The sequence below is a fragment of the Kytococcus sedentarius DSM 20547 genome (genome assembly GCF_000023925.1).
GTDB classification, from domain to species: Bacteria; Actinomycetota; Actinomycetes; order Actinomycetales; family Dermatophilaceae; genus Kytococcus; species Kytococcus sedentarius.
The window spans coordinates 1,853,337-1,870,370 of record NC_013169.1 but is presented as its reverse complement, the minus strand read 5'-3'; the positions used below and the strand labels follow the sequence as shown (position 1 = coordinate 1,870,370).

Here is a 17,034-nt window from a genome sequence, read left to right as displayed (position 1 = left end):
CGCCGCACGCCCTTCCCGCTTGTCGCGGGGAGGGCGTGCGGCTCGGTCGTGACCGCCGTGCCCCGTCAGGACGCTGCGACGGTGCCCTTGCTGTACTGATCGGGGACGTTGATCAAACGTGAGAACGGCGGCTGGTTATCGCAGGCGCTGTGTGGCCGGTGCTGGTTGTACTGGTGCAGCCATCCGTCGAGGGAAGCACGACGATCACCCTCGGAGGTGTAGCAACGTGAGTAGGCCCAACCGTCGGCCATGGTTCGATGAAGCCTCTCGACTTTCCCATTGGTCTGAGGCCGATACGGGCGAGTCCGTTTCGGGGTGACCCGAAGTGCCTCGCAGGCGTCACGCCACAGGAAGGACCGATACGCGGCGCCGTTGTCCGACAGGACGCGTTCCATGATGACGCTGCGGTCGACGAACCAGTCGACCGCCCGGTGCAGGACGGCGACGGCGGTGATCGCGGTTTCGTCGTCGTGAACCTCGCTGTAAGCGAGGCGGGAGTGGTCGATGACGGTGTGTACGAACGCGTACTCGAGCTTGGGGTTGTGCCACTTACTCCGCGGCTTGCCCGGGGTAGCGGAGCGGTTCTTCTCGCCTTGGCGGCGGCCGACATAGCTGTACTGACCGGTGACGTTGGTCAATCGTGAGAAGGGCGGCTTGTTCCCGCAGGCTGTGTGGGGTCGGTGGCGGTTGTAGTAGTGCAGCCATCCGTCGAGTTCGCCGCGTCGTTCGGCTTCGGATGTGTAGCAGCGGGCGTAGGCCCACCCGTCGGCCATGGTGCGATGGAAACGCTCGACCTTCCCGTTGGTCTGCGGACGATACGGCCGAGTGCGCTTGTGCGTGATGCCGAGTTCGGCGCAGGTCTCGCGCCACAGATGTGATCGGTAGGCACCGCCGTTGTCTGACAGGACTCGTTCGACGGTGACGCCCCGCTGGTTGAACCACTCAACGGCTCGGACCAGCACAGCGGTGGCGGTCGGAGCGGTCTCATCATCGTGGATCTCGGCATACGCCACGCGGGTGTGATCGTCAATGACGGTGTGGACGTAGGCCTTGCCCATCAACGGGTCGCTGTACTTGTTCCTGGGCTTGCCCGGTGTCGAGGCGCGGATCTTCTCGCCCTGCTGGCGGCCAACGTAGCGCCAGCCTCCGCCGTCGGGGATGTTTCCGAGCTTCTTCACATCGACATGAAGCATCGCGCCTGGGTGGTCGTGCTCGTAGCGCCGAATCGGCTCTCCGGTCGCGCGGTCGACATGCGAGAGCCGGTTCAGGCGGGCGTTGCGCAGGATGCGGTGGACGGTCGAGGGAGCGATTCCCAGCCGGCAGGCCAACTGCACCAGCCCCTCCCTCAGGCGCAGCCTCAGAGTGATGCAACGTCTGGTGATCTTCGGTCAAGTCCCGGGTAGTGGTGTAGCGGTGTCCTTCGGGTCGTGGGGTGGTTTGTCAGGCGGTGAGGGCGGGTAGCTCGGTGGTCGTGGTGGTGTCCTCCTGGGGGGTGGGGATGAGGTGCATGCGGCAGCGGGCCAGGAGGTCCAGGCCCAGGTAGCGGCGGCCTTCGGCCCATTCGTCGGTTTGCTCGGCCAGGACGGCCCCGACGAGACGGACCACGGCCTGGCGGGTGGGGAAGATCCCGACACTGTCGGTGCGGCGGCGGATCTCACGGTTGAGGCGTTCGGCGGGGTTGTTCGACCAGATCTGGGACCACACGTCCTTCGGGAAATTGGTGAACGCGAGGATGTCGGCCTCAGCGGCGTCCAGGTGGGCGTGGACCTCGGGAAGCTTGGTCTGGACGTAGTCCAGGAGCCGGTCGAACTGGGCGTCCACCGCGGGGGCGTCGGGCTGGTCGTACACGCTGTGCAGCATGGCCTTGACTGCTGGCCACATGCTCTTGGGAGTGACCGACATGAGGTTGGCTGCGTAGTGCGTGCGGCAGCGTTGCCAGGTCGCGCCGGGCAGGTTGGCCCGCAGCGCTTCGACCAGACCGGTGTGGGCGTCAGAGGTCACGAGCTGCACACCGGTCAGGCCGCGGGCGACGAGGTCGGCGAAGAACTCGTTCCATGCCGCCCCGGTCTCTCCGGTTGCTACGCGCAGGCCCAGGACTTCGCGGTGGCCATCGTTGTTCACCCCGGTGGCGATCAACGCGACGGTGTTGATGACCCTGCCGCCTTCACGGACCTTCATGGTCAGGGCGTCGGCCGCGATGAAGGTCCACGGCCCGGCGGTGTCCAGGGGCCGGTGCCGGAACTCCTCGACGTGCTCGTCGAGTTCGGCGGCCATCCGCGAGACCTGGGACTTCGACAGGCCGTCGATACCGAGGGTCTTGACCAGCTTGTCCATGCGGCGGGTGGACACCCCGGCCAGATAGCAGTCGGCCACGACGGTGATCAGCGCGGTTTCGGCCCGCTTGCGGCGTTCCAACAGCCACTCGGGGAAGTAGGTCCCGGTGCGGAGCTTGGGAACGGCCACGTCGATCGTGCCCACGCGGGTGTCCAGGTCGCGGTGACGGTACCCGTTGCGCTGGGCGGTACGGGTCGTGCTGGGGCGGCCGTACTCGGCGCCGACCACCGCGTCGGCGTCTGCGGACAGCAGGGCGTTGATGGTCTGCTGCAGCAAGTGGCGCATCAGGTCCGGCGAGGCTTCGGCCAGGGCTTCGCTCAGCAGGCCGGCAGGGTCCACAATGTGAGGTGCGGTCATCGTGATGACTCCGTTCGAGGATTCTGTGGAAGGTTGACTCGAAGGATCACACGGTGACCGCACCCATGTCCGGGCACATCGTGGCCACCGCGCTACACCACTATGCGGGACTCAACTTGATCTTCCTGCTCGTCTTGTTTGGCGACCGGTGGGGTCGGGAGCTGCGGTCCTGCATGGGCTGGCCGGCGCGGTAGCGGTCTGCCCAGCGCTTCACGGTTGGCCAGGAGACCTGGAACCGAGCGGCGACCTCGCTGACCGTCCAGCCCTCGTCGACGACGAGGCGGCCGACGATCAGGCGGTGGCGCGGAGTCAGGGCTGCATTGGGATGGGACATGGGCTCTCCTCATGAGAGACGGGCGGCCTCCGCAAGAAGGCCGCCCGTCGGGGGATGTTCTGTTCGGTCAGAGCTCGGGGAGTAGTTCGTCGTGAATCCAGCTGGTCAGCGTGGTGGGTGTCGTCGTGGCCAGGGATCGTGGCTGTTCGGGTTCGAAGTCATCGCGCAGCCCTGTGCTCATGCCCAGAACGGCGTCGGCCATCCCAGGAGGCATCCCTGCGGTCAGGTACTGCTCGCGCATAGCCTCGTCACTGATCTGCTCGACCCGCACCGGGTAGCCGACCTGGGCACTCAAGATCTCGGCCACCTGCTGCCAGGACAGGTCCTGCGGACCATGCACCGCCTGGATCCGGTGTCCGGACCTCGCGGTGTTCAGCAGTCTGAGGGTGGCGACCTCGGCGATGTCGCGGGGAGCCACCCAACTGAAGGCGTGATCTGGGGGCAGAACTGTCTGGACGCTTCCTTGCCGTACGGCCTCGACGTCCAGAAGCAGGTTGGTGAAGAAGTACCCGCAGCGCAGGTGGGTGACGTCCACGTCGAGGCCGTCCAGGGCGACTTCGGTAGCGGCGAGGCCGTCGATTTCACCGACGCCATTGCGCTTCTCGGCACCCACACTGCTCTGGAACACAACGCGACCGATCCGGTTGGCGGTGACCGCCTCCACCACCGTGTGGGTGGCCGCGGCGTAGTCCGTGAGAGGATCGGCTGACAGAACGCTGGGATCGACCCAATAGAGAGCATCCACGCCGTGTGTCGCCGCGGTGACCTGATCGGGGTTGGTGGAGTCGGCCTGCACCACATCAGCATGGCTACGCACCGCCTGGGGAATCTTCTCGGGGCTGCGGGCCAGTAGCAGTGGCCTGACTCCTGCTCGGATCAGCATTGTTGTGACGTGTCGGCCGACGTGGCCCATCGGGGTGGTGACCGCGATTCGCATGCGGGGTCCCTTCGTGAGGTCGTGCCCACTACGCTAACTAGAGATCCGGCCTAATCTGGTCCTCAACTTGTTCGAGAATGTACGCATGGACAGCCCCTCCTCACGCGCCTTGGTATTGCTATCGCTGTTACAGACCCGACGCGCCTGGACAGCTTTAGAGCTAGCACGGCACCTCGACATCGCAGAGCGCACCGTTCGCCGGGACATCTCCCGCTTGCGGTCCCTCGGTTACGACATCCGCTCCGCGCCCGGACCGGGCGGCACCTACCGACTGGTGCCGAGCATCAAGATCCCGCCTCTGCTGCTTGATGCCGACGAAGTCTGTTCCCTGGTCACGGGGCTGCTGATCCTGGAAGCCGGAAGCCCGGACACCGCCGCCGCGGCCGTGCGGGCCAAACTCGAACAGCTCCTGCCACCACGCCTACGACACCGAGCTGCAGCGACCGCCCTGGCGACCCAGGTGATCACCCCCGTCGCCAAGACCGCGGACTGGCATCTGCTCGGCCTGCTGGCCGAGGCCGTCGCCCAGCAGCAGCACCTGCAATTCACCTACACCGACCAGCACGGCGAAGTCACCGAACGCCTCGTGAACCCGTACCGACACGTCCTGCGCAACGGCATCTGGTACCTAGTTGCCTTCGACACGAAGCGCGACGACTGGCGCTTGTTCCGCCTCGACCGCATCCACGACGCAAGCCCACGGCCAGCACCTCGCGACTTCGACCTGCCGGACTTTCCCCCCACGTCCATCGAGGACTGGCTCACCACCGACTTCGGACGCCAACCAGCCCAGGTCAACTAACCTCTCCGGTCAGTACACATAGCGCCAGCCGCCGCCGTCGGGGATGTTCCCGAGCTTCTTCACATCCACATGCACGAGCGATCCCGGGTAGGGGCGTGATGCAGCGATAGGTGACAGCTGACTTCTGGTGCGCAGCATCAGAGGAGAGGATGTCGCTATGCCTGCTCCCTATCCGCAAGAGTTCCGCGAGGACGTGGTCGCTGTCGGTCGCGGGCGAGATTCGAAGACCACCCTGAAGCAGATCGCTGAGGACTTCGAGATCGCCGAGGCCACGCTCACGAACTGGCTCAAGGCCGCCGATGTCGAGGACGGCAAACGTCAAGGCAGGACCTCTGATAAGGCAGCAGAGCTGCGTGAGCTCAAGCGCCACAACCGGCTGCTGGAGCAAGAGAACGAGGTCCTGCGCCGAGCCGCGGCCTACCTGTCCCAGGCGAACCTGAAGCTGGGTGGCTCGTCAAAATGATCTACCCGCTCGTGCGCGAGCTGGCCGAAGGCGGGGTCCCCGTCACGGTCGCGTGTCGGGTTCTGAAGCTTGCCCGCCAGCTGTACTACCGCTGGCTCGAGAACCCGGTCACGTCTGCTGAGTGGGTCCAGGCGCACCGGATCAACGCCCTGCACGACGTCCATCTGGAGGATCCGACTTTCGGTTACCGATTCCTCGGCCACGAGGTGAGGGAGGCGGGCTGGTCGATGAGCAGGCGCACCGCGTGGGCGCTGTGCTCAGAATCAGGGATCCTCTCGGCGGCGCAGCGTCGACGACGCGGCAAGGGCACCAAGACGGGTCCGCCAGTCTTTGATGACCACGTGCAACGGATGTTCACCGCCGACGCACCCAACAAGGTCTGGTTCGGCGACATCACCGAGCACCGGACGGGCGAGGGCAAGCTCTACTGCTGCGCGATCAAAGACGCCTGCGGCCACCGCGTCGTGGGCTACTCGATCAGCGACCGGATGCCCGCGACGCTGGCCGTCGACGCGCTCAACAACGCCGTCGCCCGCCGCAAAGCCGAAGGCCACGATGTCGCCGGCTGCATCCTGCACGCCGACCGAGGATCGCAGTTTCGCTCCCGCAAGATGGGCCACGCGCTGAACCGTCACGCCATGGTCGGCTCGATGGGCCGCGTCGGCGCAGCGGGAGACAACGCCGCCATGGAGAGCTTCTGGTCCCTGTTGCAGACCAACGTGCTCAACCAGCGCCGCTGAGCCACCCGCCAGGAGCTTCACCTGGCCATCGTGGTCTGGATCGAGCGCAAGTACCACCGCCAACGCCCACAGGACTCACAAGGAGGGTTGACCCCCATCGAGTACGAGGACAAGATCACCACCACGGCAGCAGCCGCTGCCTAAACCATCGCTGTCACCAACGGCTGCATCACGCCTGGTCAATCAACGAGCGTGATAGGTGCCGAGATGAGAACTTATCGGAGGGCGGGATGGTGTCCCGTGGGTAACCGCGTGTGATCAAGGTCGCTGTTGCCTGGCGAACGCGGCACCCCACTCATCCATCGCGTCCACCAGCTGCTCGAGGGATCGACCCCGTTCGGTGAGGTCGTACTCGACCCGCGGTGGCACCTCGGGATATGCCGTGCGCCGGACGATGCCGTCTTCCTCAAGCTCACGGAGCTGCCGGGTCAGCGTCTTCGTGTTCGCCAGAGGAACGAGTCGGCCAAGCTCATTGAAACGCCGCGTGCCGCCCAGAAGATGCTTGACCAGCGTGAGCTTCCACGTTCCTCCCAGCACGGAGATCGCGACCTCGACCGGGCAGACCTCCATCGCTCGCGACACCGGCAGACGCATGACCCCTCCTGGCGACAAAAATGTCCGTACTGGTGGAACCTACTCTAATCCGAGATCATCGAGAACATGCACCGCACCGACACCACCGCTTCGACAGTCCTCTGGATCAGCGCCCACCCCGAACCATCCTCCTTGAACGGCAGCCTACGTCGAGATGGTGTCGAACACTTGTGCCGCCTTGGGTATACCGTCGTCGAGTCTGATCTCTACGCGATGGGGTGGGACCCGGTCGTGCGGGCTCCGGACGGAGGGCACGTCGCCGGTGACGAGCCGGGAGTGTTCCGCGTGAGCATCGACACCCGGGACGCCTACATCTCCGGCACCCAGCCGGCTGAGATCGTCGATGAGCAGGCGAAGCTTCGCCGAGCGGACGCGGTCGTCGTCCAGTTCCCGCTGTGGTGGTACGGGATGCCTGCCATCCTCAAAGGGTGGTTCGACCGGGTGTTCGTCAGTGGCTTCGCGTTCGGCTCCGATCCCGCCACCGGCCGGCGGCTACGCTTCGAGCAGGGGCCGTTCGTCGGCAAGCGGGCGCTTGTGGTCACCACGCTCGGAGACCGGCCGCACGCCATCGGTCCGCGTGGGAAGTCCGGTGAGCTGCACGAACTGCTCTTTGGGCTGCTTCACGGCACTTTCGCCTACACCGGGATGAGCGTCCTCTCGCCGTGGGCGCTTCCCAGCGCCGACCGCATCACCGACTACGAGCGAGCACGCGACGATCTCCGTCGGCGCCTCGACGGATTGTTCACCGATGAGCCGATCCCGTACCGGCCGCAGTTCACCGGCGACTACACCCCGGAGTGGGAGCTCGCGCCGCATGTCCGCCCCGGCGAGCACGGTGTTCGAGTGCACATCGAGGATTAGCGGCTCTTCGGAGTTGAGCGTGGGTCATGGGGTGAGTCCTCCGCCGATGAGGAGCATGCGGAGTCGGTAGTTGTGGCGGTTGCGGAAGCCGCGCGCGACGCGGCGGTGGAGCTCGATCAGTCCGTTGATGGCTTCGGTGCCGCCGTTGGATGCTCCGCCGGTGTCGTAGTAGGCCAGCAGGGGTGCGGACCATCGTTGCAGGGTGCGGTCCAGGCGTTTGACCTCGCGGATGGGACTGGTCGGCAGGATCTCGAGCAGGCGCTGCGCGGCGGCCCGGCCGACGGTGGGGGTGGGGGCGTGGAACAGGGCCCGGACGTCCTGGGCGACCTGCCAGGCGAGCTCCACCTCGACGTGCGCCTCGTGAGCGGTGAACGCCGCGGTCAGGCGGGCTCGTTGCCGGTCAGAGATGTTCTCGACCCCAGCGCGCAGCAGGGTCCTGATCCCGTACAAGGGGTCGCCCCTGCGCCCGCGGTGGCCGGTGGTGTCCTGCTGGACCCGGCAACGGACGAAAGTCCACGCACGCGGTGGCGAGCTTCACCACGTGGAAGGCGTCCACGACCGCGGTCGCGTCGGCGAGGTGGTCATCGATCGCGTTCTTGTACCCACCGAAGGGGTCCAGCGTGGCGATCTGCACCCCGCCGCGGAAGACCTGCCCCCGGTCAGTGAGCCACGCCCCGTACACGGCGCCAGAACGGCCCGGGACGAGGTCGAGCAGCCGGGCACGGGTCCGGCCGTCCTGGTCGCGGGTCAGGTCGACCATCCCGGTCAGCATCCTCAGGTCCGCGGCCCCGGGTGCGCGGATCGACGTGGTGCCACACGCTGGGGGCACCTCCCGCTTGGAGCGGTAGCGCGGGGGGGGGGAATCATCGACCCCGAGCATGGACACCCCGTCGAACCGGGCCGGGTCGGCCTCCAGGACCTCCAGGTGGGTACGGACGGCACGCCACAGGGTGTGCCAGTCCACCCCCAGCCGGCGGGCCAGACCTGAGATCGAAGCGTGCTCGCCGCGCAGTTCGCGCACTGCCCAGGACACCGCCCGGGTGGTCAACGTGCCCCGTGGTGGGGCCACCGACGGGTCCTGCTCGGTGAAGCTCGCACCAGGGCAGAGGGCCTCTCGGCACACGTATCTGCGCTTGGCCCACACCAGTCGCACCGGTCTGCCGAACGAGGGCGCGTCGACCAACACCACCTCGTCACGGCCGTGGCCGGTGGCCACCACCCCACAGTGCGGGCACCCGGCCGGCCCCGGCACGGACTCCACGTGCACCACCAGCCCAGCATCACCGTCATCCACCACACCGGTGACGCTCATCGCCGGCAACCCCAGCCACGTCTGACAGGCACCACACGAGGCAGCAGGGCACGGGGAAGTAGGCTCAGGCACCCCTCGAGGTCCTTGGCGATCCGAGGGGGTAGAAGTCCTCAGATCATGCCCGGGACCTCGACCCCTACCCCCAAGCACCCACGCTCAACTCCGAAGAGCCGCAGTGATACGGATCTCCGCGTCTTTGAGCAGAGACGGGATATTGAGTCGCTGAGTGGCGGTGGGGTCGCCTACGCTGGTCGGCATGTTGGTTTACGGCACTGCTTCGCTGCGTCTGCGCAGCCGCTGACGGCGGCGAGCACCCTCCACAGGTTGTTGCTCCCGCCCCCGGTGATCACGGCCGGGCGGCTCTTTCAGCGTGCCCGGCTCCGCCACAACCACGGAGCAAACAGTGCCTACCTATCGAGGTGGCCGTCATGAGCACGGCCAGAACTTCCTGACTGACCCATCCACTATCGCCACGATCACGCGGCTCGTGGCCGCCACCGATGGCCCGATCATTGAGATCGGCCCCGGTGACGGAGCACTCACCTCGCCGCTGGCCCAGCTCGGGCGACCGGTGACAGCCGTCGAGATCGACACCCGGCTCGCCCAACGCCTGGCCGAGCGGCTGGGGCCACATGTCGAGGTCGTCGCCGACGACTTCCTGGCCTACCGGCTTCCAACGTCCGCGCATGTGCTCGTCGGGAACCTGCCGTTTCACCAGACCACGGCCATGCTGCGACAGATTCTGCACTCCCCGGCATGGACCGATGCAATCGTGCTCGTGCAATGGGAAGTCGCGCGGCGCAGAGCGGGCGTCGGCGGTGCCACGATGATGACGGCCCAATGGGCGCCTTGGTTCGATTTCACCCTGCACAGTCGTGTTCCCGCTCGCGCGTTCACCCCGCGTCCGGGAGTCGACGGCGGAATCCTTGCCATTCACCGTCGCGAACATCCGCTGCTGTCCCCGGCACGGCGACGCCAGTTCCATGCCCTAGTCCACCGCGTCTACACCGGTCCCGGCCGCGGGCTCGCCCAGATTCTCGCACGCACCACCGCACTCGGCTCACCACAGGCGTGGCTGACACGCCACGGCATGAACACTGCGGACCTGCCGAAGGACATGCCCGTCGAGGTATGGGTGGACTTGTTCAAGACCACGGGTTCATCGCCGCCTGTACACCGTGCTCGGACGCAGCAGCCGAAGTCGAGGAGGCGCCGTCGATGAGCATCGCAGTGCGGCACCAAGGCTGCTCCTACACGCCAGCAGCCAGTAGTGCCACGGAGCACCGTTCCGGTGAAACAGCGACAGAACTGGCAGCAAGACTACTCGCGGAAGCTCCTGAACGGGATTGGCGGCTCCGTGACCTCGCCACACTGGTCCATCTATCCACATCCCAGCTGGGCAGAGCGTTCACACAACGATTCGGGATGCCGCCCATGCGGTACCTCGCTCACATTAGGGCCCACCGGCTGGCCGAGCTCCTGGTCGAGACTGATCTTCCGATCGGTGTCGCCATGACACACGTCGGGTGGCACAGTCGCGGCTACGCCGCACAGCAGTTCACCGCCATCGTCGGGATGAGCCCTTCCAGTTATCGGCGCACTGCGATTGCCCGATCTCGCACGGGTACTAGCCAGTGGCCATCAGCAGCACAGGGCAGCCCCGAATCATAAGGTCCCCTCAAGACAGGAGTGCCGCGATGCCGTCGGCGAGGATCTCGTGCGGGCTGATGTGGTGCGTCGCGTGGAGTCGCGCATAGGTGGGGGCTCGCTCAGGGTCGATGGCGACGCGCTTCTCGTCAGGCGCCATCGGAGCGGTCAGGGAGGCGCCGATCACCAGGTTCGACAGCAGATACGCGGCTCCCAGCGGATCCGGGGTGCCTGCTTGTTCGAGCAGGACGCACATCCGCTCGGAAAGGGCCAGGTACGCGGGCCCCCTGGGTGCGCGCATGCCGATGACCTGACCGGCCCACCGGTGGGTCGTGAGGTGCGCGAAGAAGGCGTGCATCAGGGCAGGCAGGTCGGCGTTGCGGATCGACTCGGACATCACGGGATCGTCTGCAAGCGCTGTGTCGAGGGCGAGGTCGAACAGATCGTCGACGGATTCGACGCGGGAGTACAGGCTGGCTGGAGCGACACCCACCTGTTGCGCCACAGATCGCAGGGTGAGGGCCCTCAACCCGCCTTCGTCCAGCAGCCTCACCGATGCCCTCGCAACCTCCCCGATGTCCACTGCGCGGAGGCGTCGCACAGGTTTGCGATGTTCCCAGTAGCTCACCCCACCAGCCTAACCAAACACGCTTCAGTTAGCTATCCATTCTATGTTAGGTTTAGCGCATGCTGGATGCCACCACCCTCCCGATCACCTTTGAGAACACTCGCCTACGCCCCCTCTCTGAGCTGGACGCAGACGCGTATGCAGCCGGCACCAAGGATGAAGCTGTGCGGCGCTTCGGCCACCTGCCCGAGTCCGACTACACCCCCGAGTCCGTGCGACGGATGATCCGTGACGAGGTTGCTGAGGGTCTGTCGTGCGGCACGCTGGCAGTCCTCGCACTTGCCGACGCCGAGACGGACCGGTTTGTGGGCTCCTTGGTGCTCTTCGACGTCAGCTCCGAGGCTGCCGAGGTCGGGTTCTGGATTCATCCGGATGCGCGGGGAGCAGGGCACGCTCGTCGGGGCCTGGAGTTGGCATCGCGCTTCGCACGCAACAGTGGACTGCGAAGCTTGACAGCACGCACGCTCCTGGAGAACAAGGCCTCCAAGCGGTGCTTGACGAACGCAGGGTTCCATGAGGTCGAGCGAGCCGTCGGGACCACGCCCGCAGGACAGCGCGAGGAACTATTCCATTACCGGCGCGATCTCAAGCCCACCGCCCAGTGGCCGTTGGCGACGGAGCGGCTTCGGCTCCGTCCGCATAACGCCGACGATGCCGAATGGCTTCACGAGCTGTACTCGCGACCCGACGTTGCCCGCTACCTGCTGGACGAGCCATGGACCGCGGAAGTCACCCACGACAAGCTCACCGAACGCCTAGCGAAGACTGACATCGATGGCGAGACTGGCGCGCTTGCGCTGGTCATCGAGCATGACGGCGTCCCGATCGGAGACGTCGCGTTGTGGCTCACCGATCACGAGCACCGTCAAGGCGAGATCGGGTGGGTTCTCGACCCGGCGCACGGTGGGCAAGGTTTCGCCAGCGAAGCCGTCCGAGCAGTACTCGCCCTCGGGTTTGACCACTACCGGCTCCACCGCATCACCGCGCAGATGGATGCCCGCAACAGCGCCTCGGCAGCACTGGCTCGTCGTGTCGGGCTCCGGCTCGAAGCACATCACGTCCAGGACTGGTTCAGCAAGGGCGAATGGACCGACACCCTCATCTTCGCGCGACTTGCCTCCGAGCACATGCGCCAATGATCGGGAGTCTGACTTTCATGCTCCCTGTACGCGGCTCCCAAATCTACCGCGCTTTGACGACGTATCGGCATATTGAAAGGCTGAGATGATTCAAGATCCCCTGCGCCGGCCTCGCAGCGCACACGGTGGTTCGTGCTCACCGTCGTCTCTCTCGGTTTGCTGCTTGCAACGGTCGACACTTCGATTCTCTACGTGGTCGTGCCTCTTCTGGCGGACGAGTTGTCGGCGAGCGTAAGTGAGTCACTGTGGATCATCAACATGTACCCCCTCGTCATGACTGGCCTACTGCTGGGCACTGGGACGCTCGGGGATAGGTTCGGACACAAGCTGGTTTTCTAGATTGGCATCAGCGCGTTCGGGATAGCTTCCCTACTCGCAGCCTTCTCTCCAAACGCGTGGGTGCTGATCGTCGCGCGGGCACTACTCGCGGTGGGTGCAGCACTGATGCTGCCCGCGACACTCGCGATCATCCGGTTCACGTTCGAGGACGAGGATGAGCGCAACGTCGCCATCGCTGTTTGGTCGAGTGTCTCGATCGGTGGCATTGCCTTCGGTCCGCTCGTTGGAGGCCTGCTCCTGGAGCGGTTCTGGTGGGGCTCGGTATTCCTCATCAACGTCCCCTTTGCCGGCTCTTCGGAGTTGAGCGTGGGTGCTTGGGGGTAGGGGTCGAGGTCCCGGGCATGATCTGAGGACTTCTACCCCCTCGGATCGCCAAGGACCTCGAGGGGTGCCTGAGCCTACTTCCCCGTGCCCTGCTGCCTCGTGTGGTGCCTGTCAGACGTGGCTGGGGTTGCCGGCGATGAGCGTCACCGGGGTGGTGGATGACGGTGATGCTGGGCTGGTGGTGCACGTGGAGTCCGTGCCGGGGCCGGCCGGGTGCCCGCACTGTGGGGTGGTGGCCACCGGCCACGGCCGTGACGAGGTGGTGTTGGTCGACGCGCCCTCGTTCGGCAGACCGGTGCGACTGGTGTGGGCCAAGCGCAGATACGTGTGCCGAGAGGCCCTCTGCCCTGGTGCGAGCTTCACCGAGCAGGACCCGTCGGTGGCCCCACCACGGGGCACGTTGACCACCCGGGCGGTGTCCTGGGCAGTGCGCGAACTGCGCGGCGAGCACGCTTCGATCTCAGGTCTGGCCCGCCGGCTGGGGGTGGACTGGCACACCCTGTGGCGTGCCGTCCGTACCCACCTGGAGGTCCTGGAGGCCGACCCGGCCCGGTTCGACGGGGTGTCCATGCTCGGGGTCGATGATTCCCCCCCCCCGCGCTACCGCTCCAAGCGGGAGGTGCCCCCAGCGTGTGGCACCACGTCGATCCGCGCACCCGGGGCCGCGGACCTGAGGATGCTGACCGGGATGGTCGACCTGACCCGCGACCAGGACGGCCGGACCCGTGCCCGGCTGCTCGACCTCGTCCCGGGCCGTTCTGGCGCCGTGTACGGGGCGTGGCTCACTGACCGGGGGCAGGTCTTCCGCGGCGGGGTGCAGATCGCCACGCTGGACCCCTTCGGTGGGTACAAGAACGCGATCGATGACCACCTCGCCGACGCGACCGCGGTCGTGGACGCCTTCCACGTGGTGAAGCTCGCCACCGCGTGCGTGGACTTTCGTCCGTTGCCGGGTCCAGCAGGACACCACCGGCCACCGCGGGCGCAGGGGCGACCCCTTGTACGGGATCAGGACCCTGCTGCGCGCTGGGGTCGAGAACATCTCTGACCGGCAACGAGCCCGCCTGACCGCGGCGTTCACCGCTCACGAGGCGCACGTCGAGGTGGAGCTCGCCTGGCAGGTCGCCCAGGACGTCCGGGCCCTGTTCCACGCCCCCACCCCCACCGTCGGCCGGGCCGCCGCGCAGCGCCTGCTCGAGATCCTGCCGACCAGTCCCATCCGCGAGGTCAAACGCCTGGGCCGCACCTTGAAGCGATGGTCCGGGCCGCTGCTGGCGTACTTCGACACCGGCGGGGCGTCCAACGGAGGCACTCCAGGCCATCAACGGTCTGATCGAGCTCCACCGCCGCGTCGCGCGCGGCTTCCGCAACCGCCACAACTACCGACTGCGCATGCTCCTCATCGGCGGAGGACTCACCCCATGACCCACGCTCAACTCCGAAGAGCCGGATTAACGGGCACGGGACCGCTGTAGGTTTGGTTGACACTTCGGGTGTGGTGTTTCAGGCCGCGTGAGCGGGCCAGTAGATGGTCTCAAACTCGATCGGGGTGGTCTTGCCCAGAGCCCGTTGCCGGCGTCTGCGGTGGTAGGTCCGCTCGATCCAGGTGACGATGGCCAGCCGGAGCTGCTCCCGGGTGGCCCAGCGGCGGCTGTTCAGGACGTTCTTGTGCACCAGGGCGAAGAAGGACTCCATCGCGGCGTTGTCCGCGCTGGAGGCCACACGCCCCATGGACCCGGTCAGGCCATGCCGGTGCAGCGCGCAGAGGTAGGTGCGCGACCGGAACTGACCGGGCTCAACCAGTCGATGCAACACCGGCCTGTTGGAGCAACAGTAGCTGCTCATTGAATGCCTCCGCGGGCGTCATCCATCCGAGCGACTTCCGAGGCCGCGTGTTCAGTGCGAATGCGACGGCTTCGATGTCTTCAGCGCTCCATCGGGACAGGTCGGTGCCCTTCGGGAAGTACTGTCGCAGCAACCCGTTGGTGTTCTCGTTCGTCCCGCGCTGCCAGGGCGACTGCGGATCAGCGAAGAACACTGGGATGCCCGTCTCGACGCGGAACTGCGCGTGCGCGGACATCTCCTTGCCGCGATCCCAGGTCAACGACCGCGCCAGCTGGGCCGGCAACGTCGACATCGTGTTCGCGAGGGCGCTCTTCATCGTGATGGCGCCGTAGCCCGCCAGGGCCGGCCCGTTCTTCGGCGTCTCCTTATGCCGATAGCCCTCCTCCCGTGGGAGATGGACGAGCAACGTGTAACGGGTCTTGCGCTCGACGACCGTGCCGACCGCGGAGCGCTCCAACCCGATCAGCAGGTCACCCTCCCAATGGCCCGGGACCGCGCGATCGGCGGCCTCCGCTGGCCGTTCGCTGATGAGCGTCTCCGGCGTGACGTGCGCCCAGGTCTTCCGCCGTGACCGCTCCCTCGGGACGCGCAACGCCCGGCCCGTGCGGAGGTTCCAGACGAGCTCGCGCTTGAGCGCGCCACGACCCTCGATATAGAGCGACTGGTAGATCGCCTCCGGGCTGATGCGCATGGACTCATCATCCGGGAAATCGATCTTCAACCGGTGCGAGATCTGCTCTGGACTCCAAGCCCAGGACCATGCCCTGTCTTTCCGGTGCGGCTTGCCTCTCCCGGTGAACCGCGGCGGCTCGGGACCGGTGACGACTGTGCCATCAGGGCGCGTTATCTTCCCCGACAGGCGATCAGCGACATACGCGCGCAGCCGCGGGTTCGCGACAAGCTTCGCAACCTTCGGTCGCTTCGCCGCCATGTCCGCCTTCCACTGCGCGACCGACGCCCGATACTCCAGCTTCCCGCCCCGCGTGGCCGCGTTGCGCCGCAATTCACGAGAGATCGTCCCGGCATCACGACCGATCGCGCGGGCGATCTCGCGAACGCCCTTGCCCTTCTCCTTGAGGATCGCGATCTCCTCACGCTCAACGAACGAGAGGTAGCGACCCGATGGCTGCTGAGTGATGTCGAACGGCGCCATGCCGCCAGCGTGTCGGAACCATCTCGCGCCGACCGCGGGCGCCACGCCACAGGCGCCCGCGGCTTCCTCCGCGAGCAGTCCTTTCGCGATCTCGCCCCAGAACGCCGCCTCGACGGGCTTCTGGAACTTCGGATGCCCCGGCGAACGGAGCTTCGGACGAACCGCCCTGTCTGCTGCCTGTTGACGACGAACCATCTGACACCTCCTGATCGAGGTGTTGCGACGACCAGTTGAATCCGCCCTGGCTGCCCCGGTCACTGTGGTGCACCAGGCCCTGCCTGCCACGGCTGGCTCCCGTGCTCAGCAGCGCGTGCTCGAGGGCCAGCAGCGGCAGCCCCGCGGTGTGGAGGCTGGACAAGACCGCCCAACCGACGATGCGCCGGGAGTAGACGTCGGTGATGAACGCGACATAGCAGAACCCAGTGATCGTCCGCACGTAGGTGATGTCAGCGACCCACAGCTGATGAGGACGATCCGCGACGAAGCGACGTTCCACCAGGTCCGGCCGGTGATCCGGCTGACCGGTCGGGCGCGTGGTCAGGGGCTTGCGGTCCCGCCGCACCCCCTGCAGGCCAGCGGCGCGCATGAGCCGGGCGACCTGGTCACGGCCGACCTCCCACCCGGCACGCCGCATCGCGTGGTGCATCTTCCGCACCCCGTACACGCTGTAGTTCTCCGCGTGGATCCGCTCGAGCTCCTCGATGAGGAGCTCGTCTCGTTGAGCCCTCGCGGAGGCAGGTCGTCTCTTCGCTGCGCGGTAGGCGCGGGAGGTGATGAACCCACACTCCGTCGCACTCAGCGTGCGGCAGATGGCCTCGACCCCGAACTGATCGCGGTGCTCGTCGATGAACCGGATCATCTCGTCGTGGGGCGGTCGAGCTCCGCTGCGAAAAAAGCCGACGCCTTGCGCAGGATCTCGTTCGCGCGTCGCAGCTCGAGGTTCTCCCTGCGCAGCTTGGTGATCTCCTCGGCCTCAGCGGTGCTCAACCCTGGAGCCTCACCTTGGTCGATGCGGTCCTGCTTCCACCAGTTCCGCAGCGTGTGGGGTGAGATCCCGCCGAGAGCTTCGCCGACGGCGATGCAGGCAACCCAGCCAGAGCACTGCTCGGCACGGACGCGTTCTTCGATGAGCTTCAGGGCACGAGCCTTGAAATCGGGGCTGTACTTCTGGGGCATGACCCGATCCTCCTTGAGGAAGTAGATCGGAACGAAACCCAGGACGCTT

13 protein-coding genes, 8 pseudogenes and 1 other annotated feature are annotated in these 17,034 nt (G+C 66.4%); of the genes and pseudogenes, 9 read left to right on the top strand and 12 right to left on the bottom strand.

What is annotated here, in order from left to right; genetic code table 11:
* Positions 1 to 65: 65 nt before the first annotated feature.
* The 5 genes and pseudogenes from KSED_RS14630 to KSED_RS08785 all read right to left on the bottom strand — a co-directional run.
* Positions 66 to 623 (bottom strand): annotated as a pseudogene (locus KSED_RS14630) (integrase core domain-containing protein); the annotation flags it as partial.
* Positions 615 to 1,379: pseudogene (locus KSED_RS08795) on the bottom strand (IS481 family transposase); the annotation flags it as partial. The pseudogenes KSED_RS08795 and KSED_RS14630, both read right to left, overlap by 9 nt.
* Positions 1,380 to 1,440: 61 nt before the next feature.
* Positions 1,441 to 2,691, bottom strand: a complete 1,251-nt coding sequence (locus KSED_RS08790) for an IS256 family transposase (protein WP_012802028.1) — start codon at positions 2,689 to 2,691, stop codon at positions 1,441 to 1,443.
* A 121-nt stretch (positions 2,692 to 2,812) separates the two neighbouring features.
* Positions 2,813 to 3,025, bottom strand: a pseudogene (locus KSED_RS14180) (helix-turn-helix domain-containing protein); the annotation flags it as partial.
* Positions 3,026 to 3,092: 67 nt separating this feature from the next.
* Positions 3,093 to 3,962 (bottom strand): NAD(P)H-binding protein, encoded by an 870-nt coding sequence (locus KSED_RS08785; RefSeq protein WP_015779739.1) that lies wholly within the window; start codon positions 3,960 to 3,962, stop codon positions 3,093 to 3,095.
* Positions 3,963 to 4,047: 85 nt separating this feature from the next.
* Here KSED_RS08785 and KSED_RS08780 point away from each other — a divergent pair, with 85 nt between their 5' ends.
* Both KSED_RS08780 and KSED_RS08770 read left to right on the top strand, forming a co-directional pair.
* Complete coding sequence (locus KSED_RS08780) at positions 4,048 to 4,764, top strand: helix-turn-helix transcriptional regulator (RefSeq protein WP_015779738.1); 717 nt, start codon at positions 4,048 to 4,050, stop codon at positions 4,762 to 4,764.
* Positions 4,765 to 4,921: 157 nt separating this feature from the next.
* Positions 4,922 to 6,111: pseudogene (locus tag KSED_RS08770) on the top strand (IS3 family transposase).
* 114 nt (positions 6,112 to 6,225) lie between these two features.
* Here KSED_RS08770 and KSED_RS08765 read toward each other — a convergent pair.
* On the bottom strand, positions 6,226 to 6,561 hold the full coding sequence (locus KSED_RS08765; RefSeq protein ID WP_015779736.1) for a winged helix-turn-helix transcriptional regulator: 336 nt from the start codon (positions 6,559 to 6,561) through the stop codon (positions 6,226 to 6,228).
* Between the two features lie 66 nt (positions 6,562 to 6,627).
* On the opposite strand from KSED_RS08765, the gene KSED_RS08760 reads away from it, so the two are divergent.
* Complete coding sequence (locus KSED_RS08760; protein ID WP_015779735.1) at positions 6,628 to 7,422, top strand: NAD(P)H-dependent oxidoreductase; 795 nt, start codon at positions 6,628 to 6,630, stop codon at positions 7,420 to 7,422.
* 24 nt (positions 7,423 to 7,446) lie between these two features.
* Here KSED_RS08760 and KSED_RS08755 read toward each other — a convergent pair.
* Positions 7,447 to 8,806: pseudogene (locus KSED_RS08755) on the bottom strand (ISL3 family transposase).
* Positions 8,807 to 9,137: 331 nt separating this feature from the next.
* Here KSED_RS08755 and erm point away from each other — a divergent pair.
* Together erm and KSED_RS15765 are read left to right on the top strand one after the other, a co-directional pair.
* Positions 9,138 to 9,956, top strand: coding sequence for a 23S ribosomal RNA methyltransferase Erm (gene erm, locus KSED_RS08750; protein ID WP_041290913.1), 819 nt, complete (start codon positions 9,138 to 9,140; stop codon positions 9,954 to 9,956).
* On the top strand, positions 9,866 to 10,405 hold the full coding sequence (locus KSED_RS15765) for a helix-turn-helix transcriptional regulator (RefSeq protein WP_081439811.1): 540 nt from the start codon (positions 9,866 to 9,868) through the stop codon (positions 10,403 to 10,405). The genes erm and KSED_RS15765 overlap by 91 nt, the downstream gene beginning before the upstream one ends.
* Positions 10,406 to 10,412: 7 nt before the next feature.
* Here the strand turns inward: KSED_RS15765 and KSED_RS08745 are convergent, their stop codons facing one another.
* Positions 10,413 to 11,009 carry a TetR/AcrR family transcriptional regulator gene (locus tag KSED_RS08745; RefSeq protein WP_237699520.1) on the bottom strand — a complete coding sequence of 199 codons (597 nt, stop codon included), beginning with the start codon at positions 11,007 to 11,009 and terminating at the stop codon, positions 10,413 to 10,415.
* Positions 11,010 to 11,068: 59 nt separating this feature from the next.
* On the opposite strand from KSED_RS08745, the gene KSED_RS08740 reads away from it, so the two are divergent.
* From KSED_RS08740 to KSED_RS08730, 4 genes and pseudogenes are all read left to right on the top strand, one after another.
* A complete protein-coding gene (locus KSED_RS08740) occupies positions 11,069 to 12,148 on the top strand; it encodes a GNAT family N-acetyltransferase (RefSeq protein ID WP_015779732.1) in 1,080 nt (359 codons plus the stop codon).
* Positions 12,149 to 12,280: 132 nt separating this feature from the next.
* A complete protein-coding gene (locus KSED_RS15830; protein ID WP_049758490.1) occupies positions 12,281 to 12,487 on the top strand; it encodes a hypothetical protein in 207 nt (68 codons plus the stop codon).
* The gene (locus tag KSED_RS15825; RefSeq protein ID WP_308699679.1) at positions 12,488 to 12,811 is read left to right on the top strand and encodes an MFS transporter; all 324 of its coding nucleotides are present in this window, start codon (positions 12,488 to 12,490) and stop codon (positions 12,809 to 12,811) included. It begins immediately after the preceding gene.
* 64 nt (positions 12,812 to 12,875) lie between these two features.
* A pseudogene (locus KSED_RS08730) lies at positions 12,876 to 14,236 on the top strand (ISL3 family transposase).
* 78 nt (positions 14,237 to 14,314) lie between these two features.
* On the opposite strand, the pseudogene KSED_RS08725 reads toward KSED_RS08730, so the two are convergent.
* From KSED_RS08725 to KSED_RS08710, 4 genes and pseudogenes are all read right to left on the bottom strand, one after another.
* Positions 14,315 to 14,599: pseudogene (locus KSED_RS08725) on the bottom strand (integrase core domain-containing protein); the annotation flags it as partial.
* 7 nt (positions 14,600 to 14,606) lie between these two features.
* Complete coding sequence (locus tag KSED_RS08720) at positions 14,607 to 16,004, bottom strand: IS30 family transposase (RefSeq protein ID WP_015779731.1); 1,398 nt, start codon at positions 16,002 to 16,004, stop codon at positions 14,607 to 14,609.
* A gap of 58 nt (positions 16,005 to 16,062) precedes the next feature.
* Positions 16,063 to 16,668: pseudogene (locus KSED_RS15345) on the bottom strand (IS3 family transposase); the annotation flags it as partial.
* Positions 16,597 to 16,707 (bottom strand) — a sequence feature (AL1L pseudoknot). (Overlaps the previous pseudogene by 72 nt.)
* Entirely contained in the window at positions 16,665 to 16,985 is a 321-nt protein-coding gene (locus KSED_RS08710) for a transposase (protein WP_015779730.1), read from the bottom strand. Its footprint overlaps the feature before it by 43 nt. The pseudogene KSED_RS15345 and the gene KSED_RS08710, both read right to left, overlap by 4 nt.
* Positions 16,986 to 17,034: the final 49 nt, after the last annotated feature.

Coding starts and splice junctions, on each gene's coding strand:
- KSED_RS08790 (WP_012802028.1), bottom strand. CDS start 2,691: ATGACCGCACCTCACATTGTGGACCCTGCCGGCCTGCTGAGCGAAGCC.
- KSED_RS08785 (WP_015779739.1), bottom strand. CDS start 3,962: ATGCGAATCGCGGTCACCACCCCGATGGGCCACGTCGGCCGACACGTC.
- KSED_RS08780 (WP_015779738.1), top strand. CDS start 4,048: ATGGACAGCCCCTCCTCACGCGCCTTGGTATTGCTATCGCTGTTACAG.
- KSED_RS08765 (WP_015779736.1), bottom strand. CDS start 6,561: ATGCGTCTGCCGGTGTCGCGAGCGATGGAGGTCTGCCCGGTCGAGGTC.
- KSED_RS08760 (WP_015779735.1), top strand. CDS start 6,628: ATGCACCGCACCGACACCACCGCTTCGACAGTCCTCTGGATCAGCGCC.
- KSED_RS15765 (WP_081439811.1), top strand. CDS start 9,866: ATGGGTGGACTTGTTCAAGACCACGGGTTCATCGCCGCCTGTACACCG.
- KSED_RS08740 (WP_015779732.1), top strand. CDS start 11,069: ATGCTGGATGCCACCACCCTCCCGATCACCTTTGAGAACACTCGCCTA.
- KSED_RS08720 (WP_015779731.1), bottom strand. CDS start 16,004: ATGGTTCGTCGTCAACAGGCAGCAGACAGGGCGGTTCGTCCGAAGCTC.
- KSED_RS08710 (WP_015779730.1), bottom strand. CDS start 16,985: ATGCCCCAGAAGTACAGCCCCGATTTCAAGGCTCGTGCCCTGAAGCTC.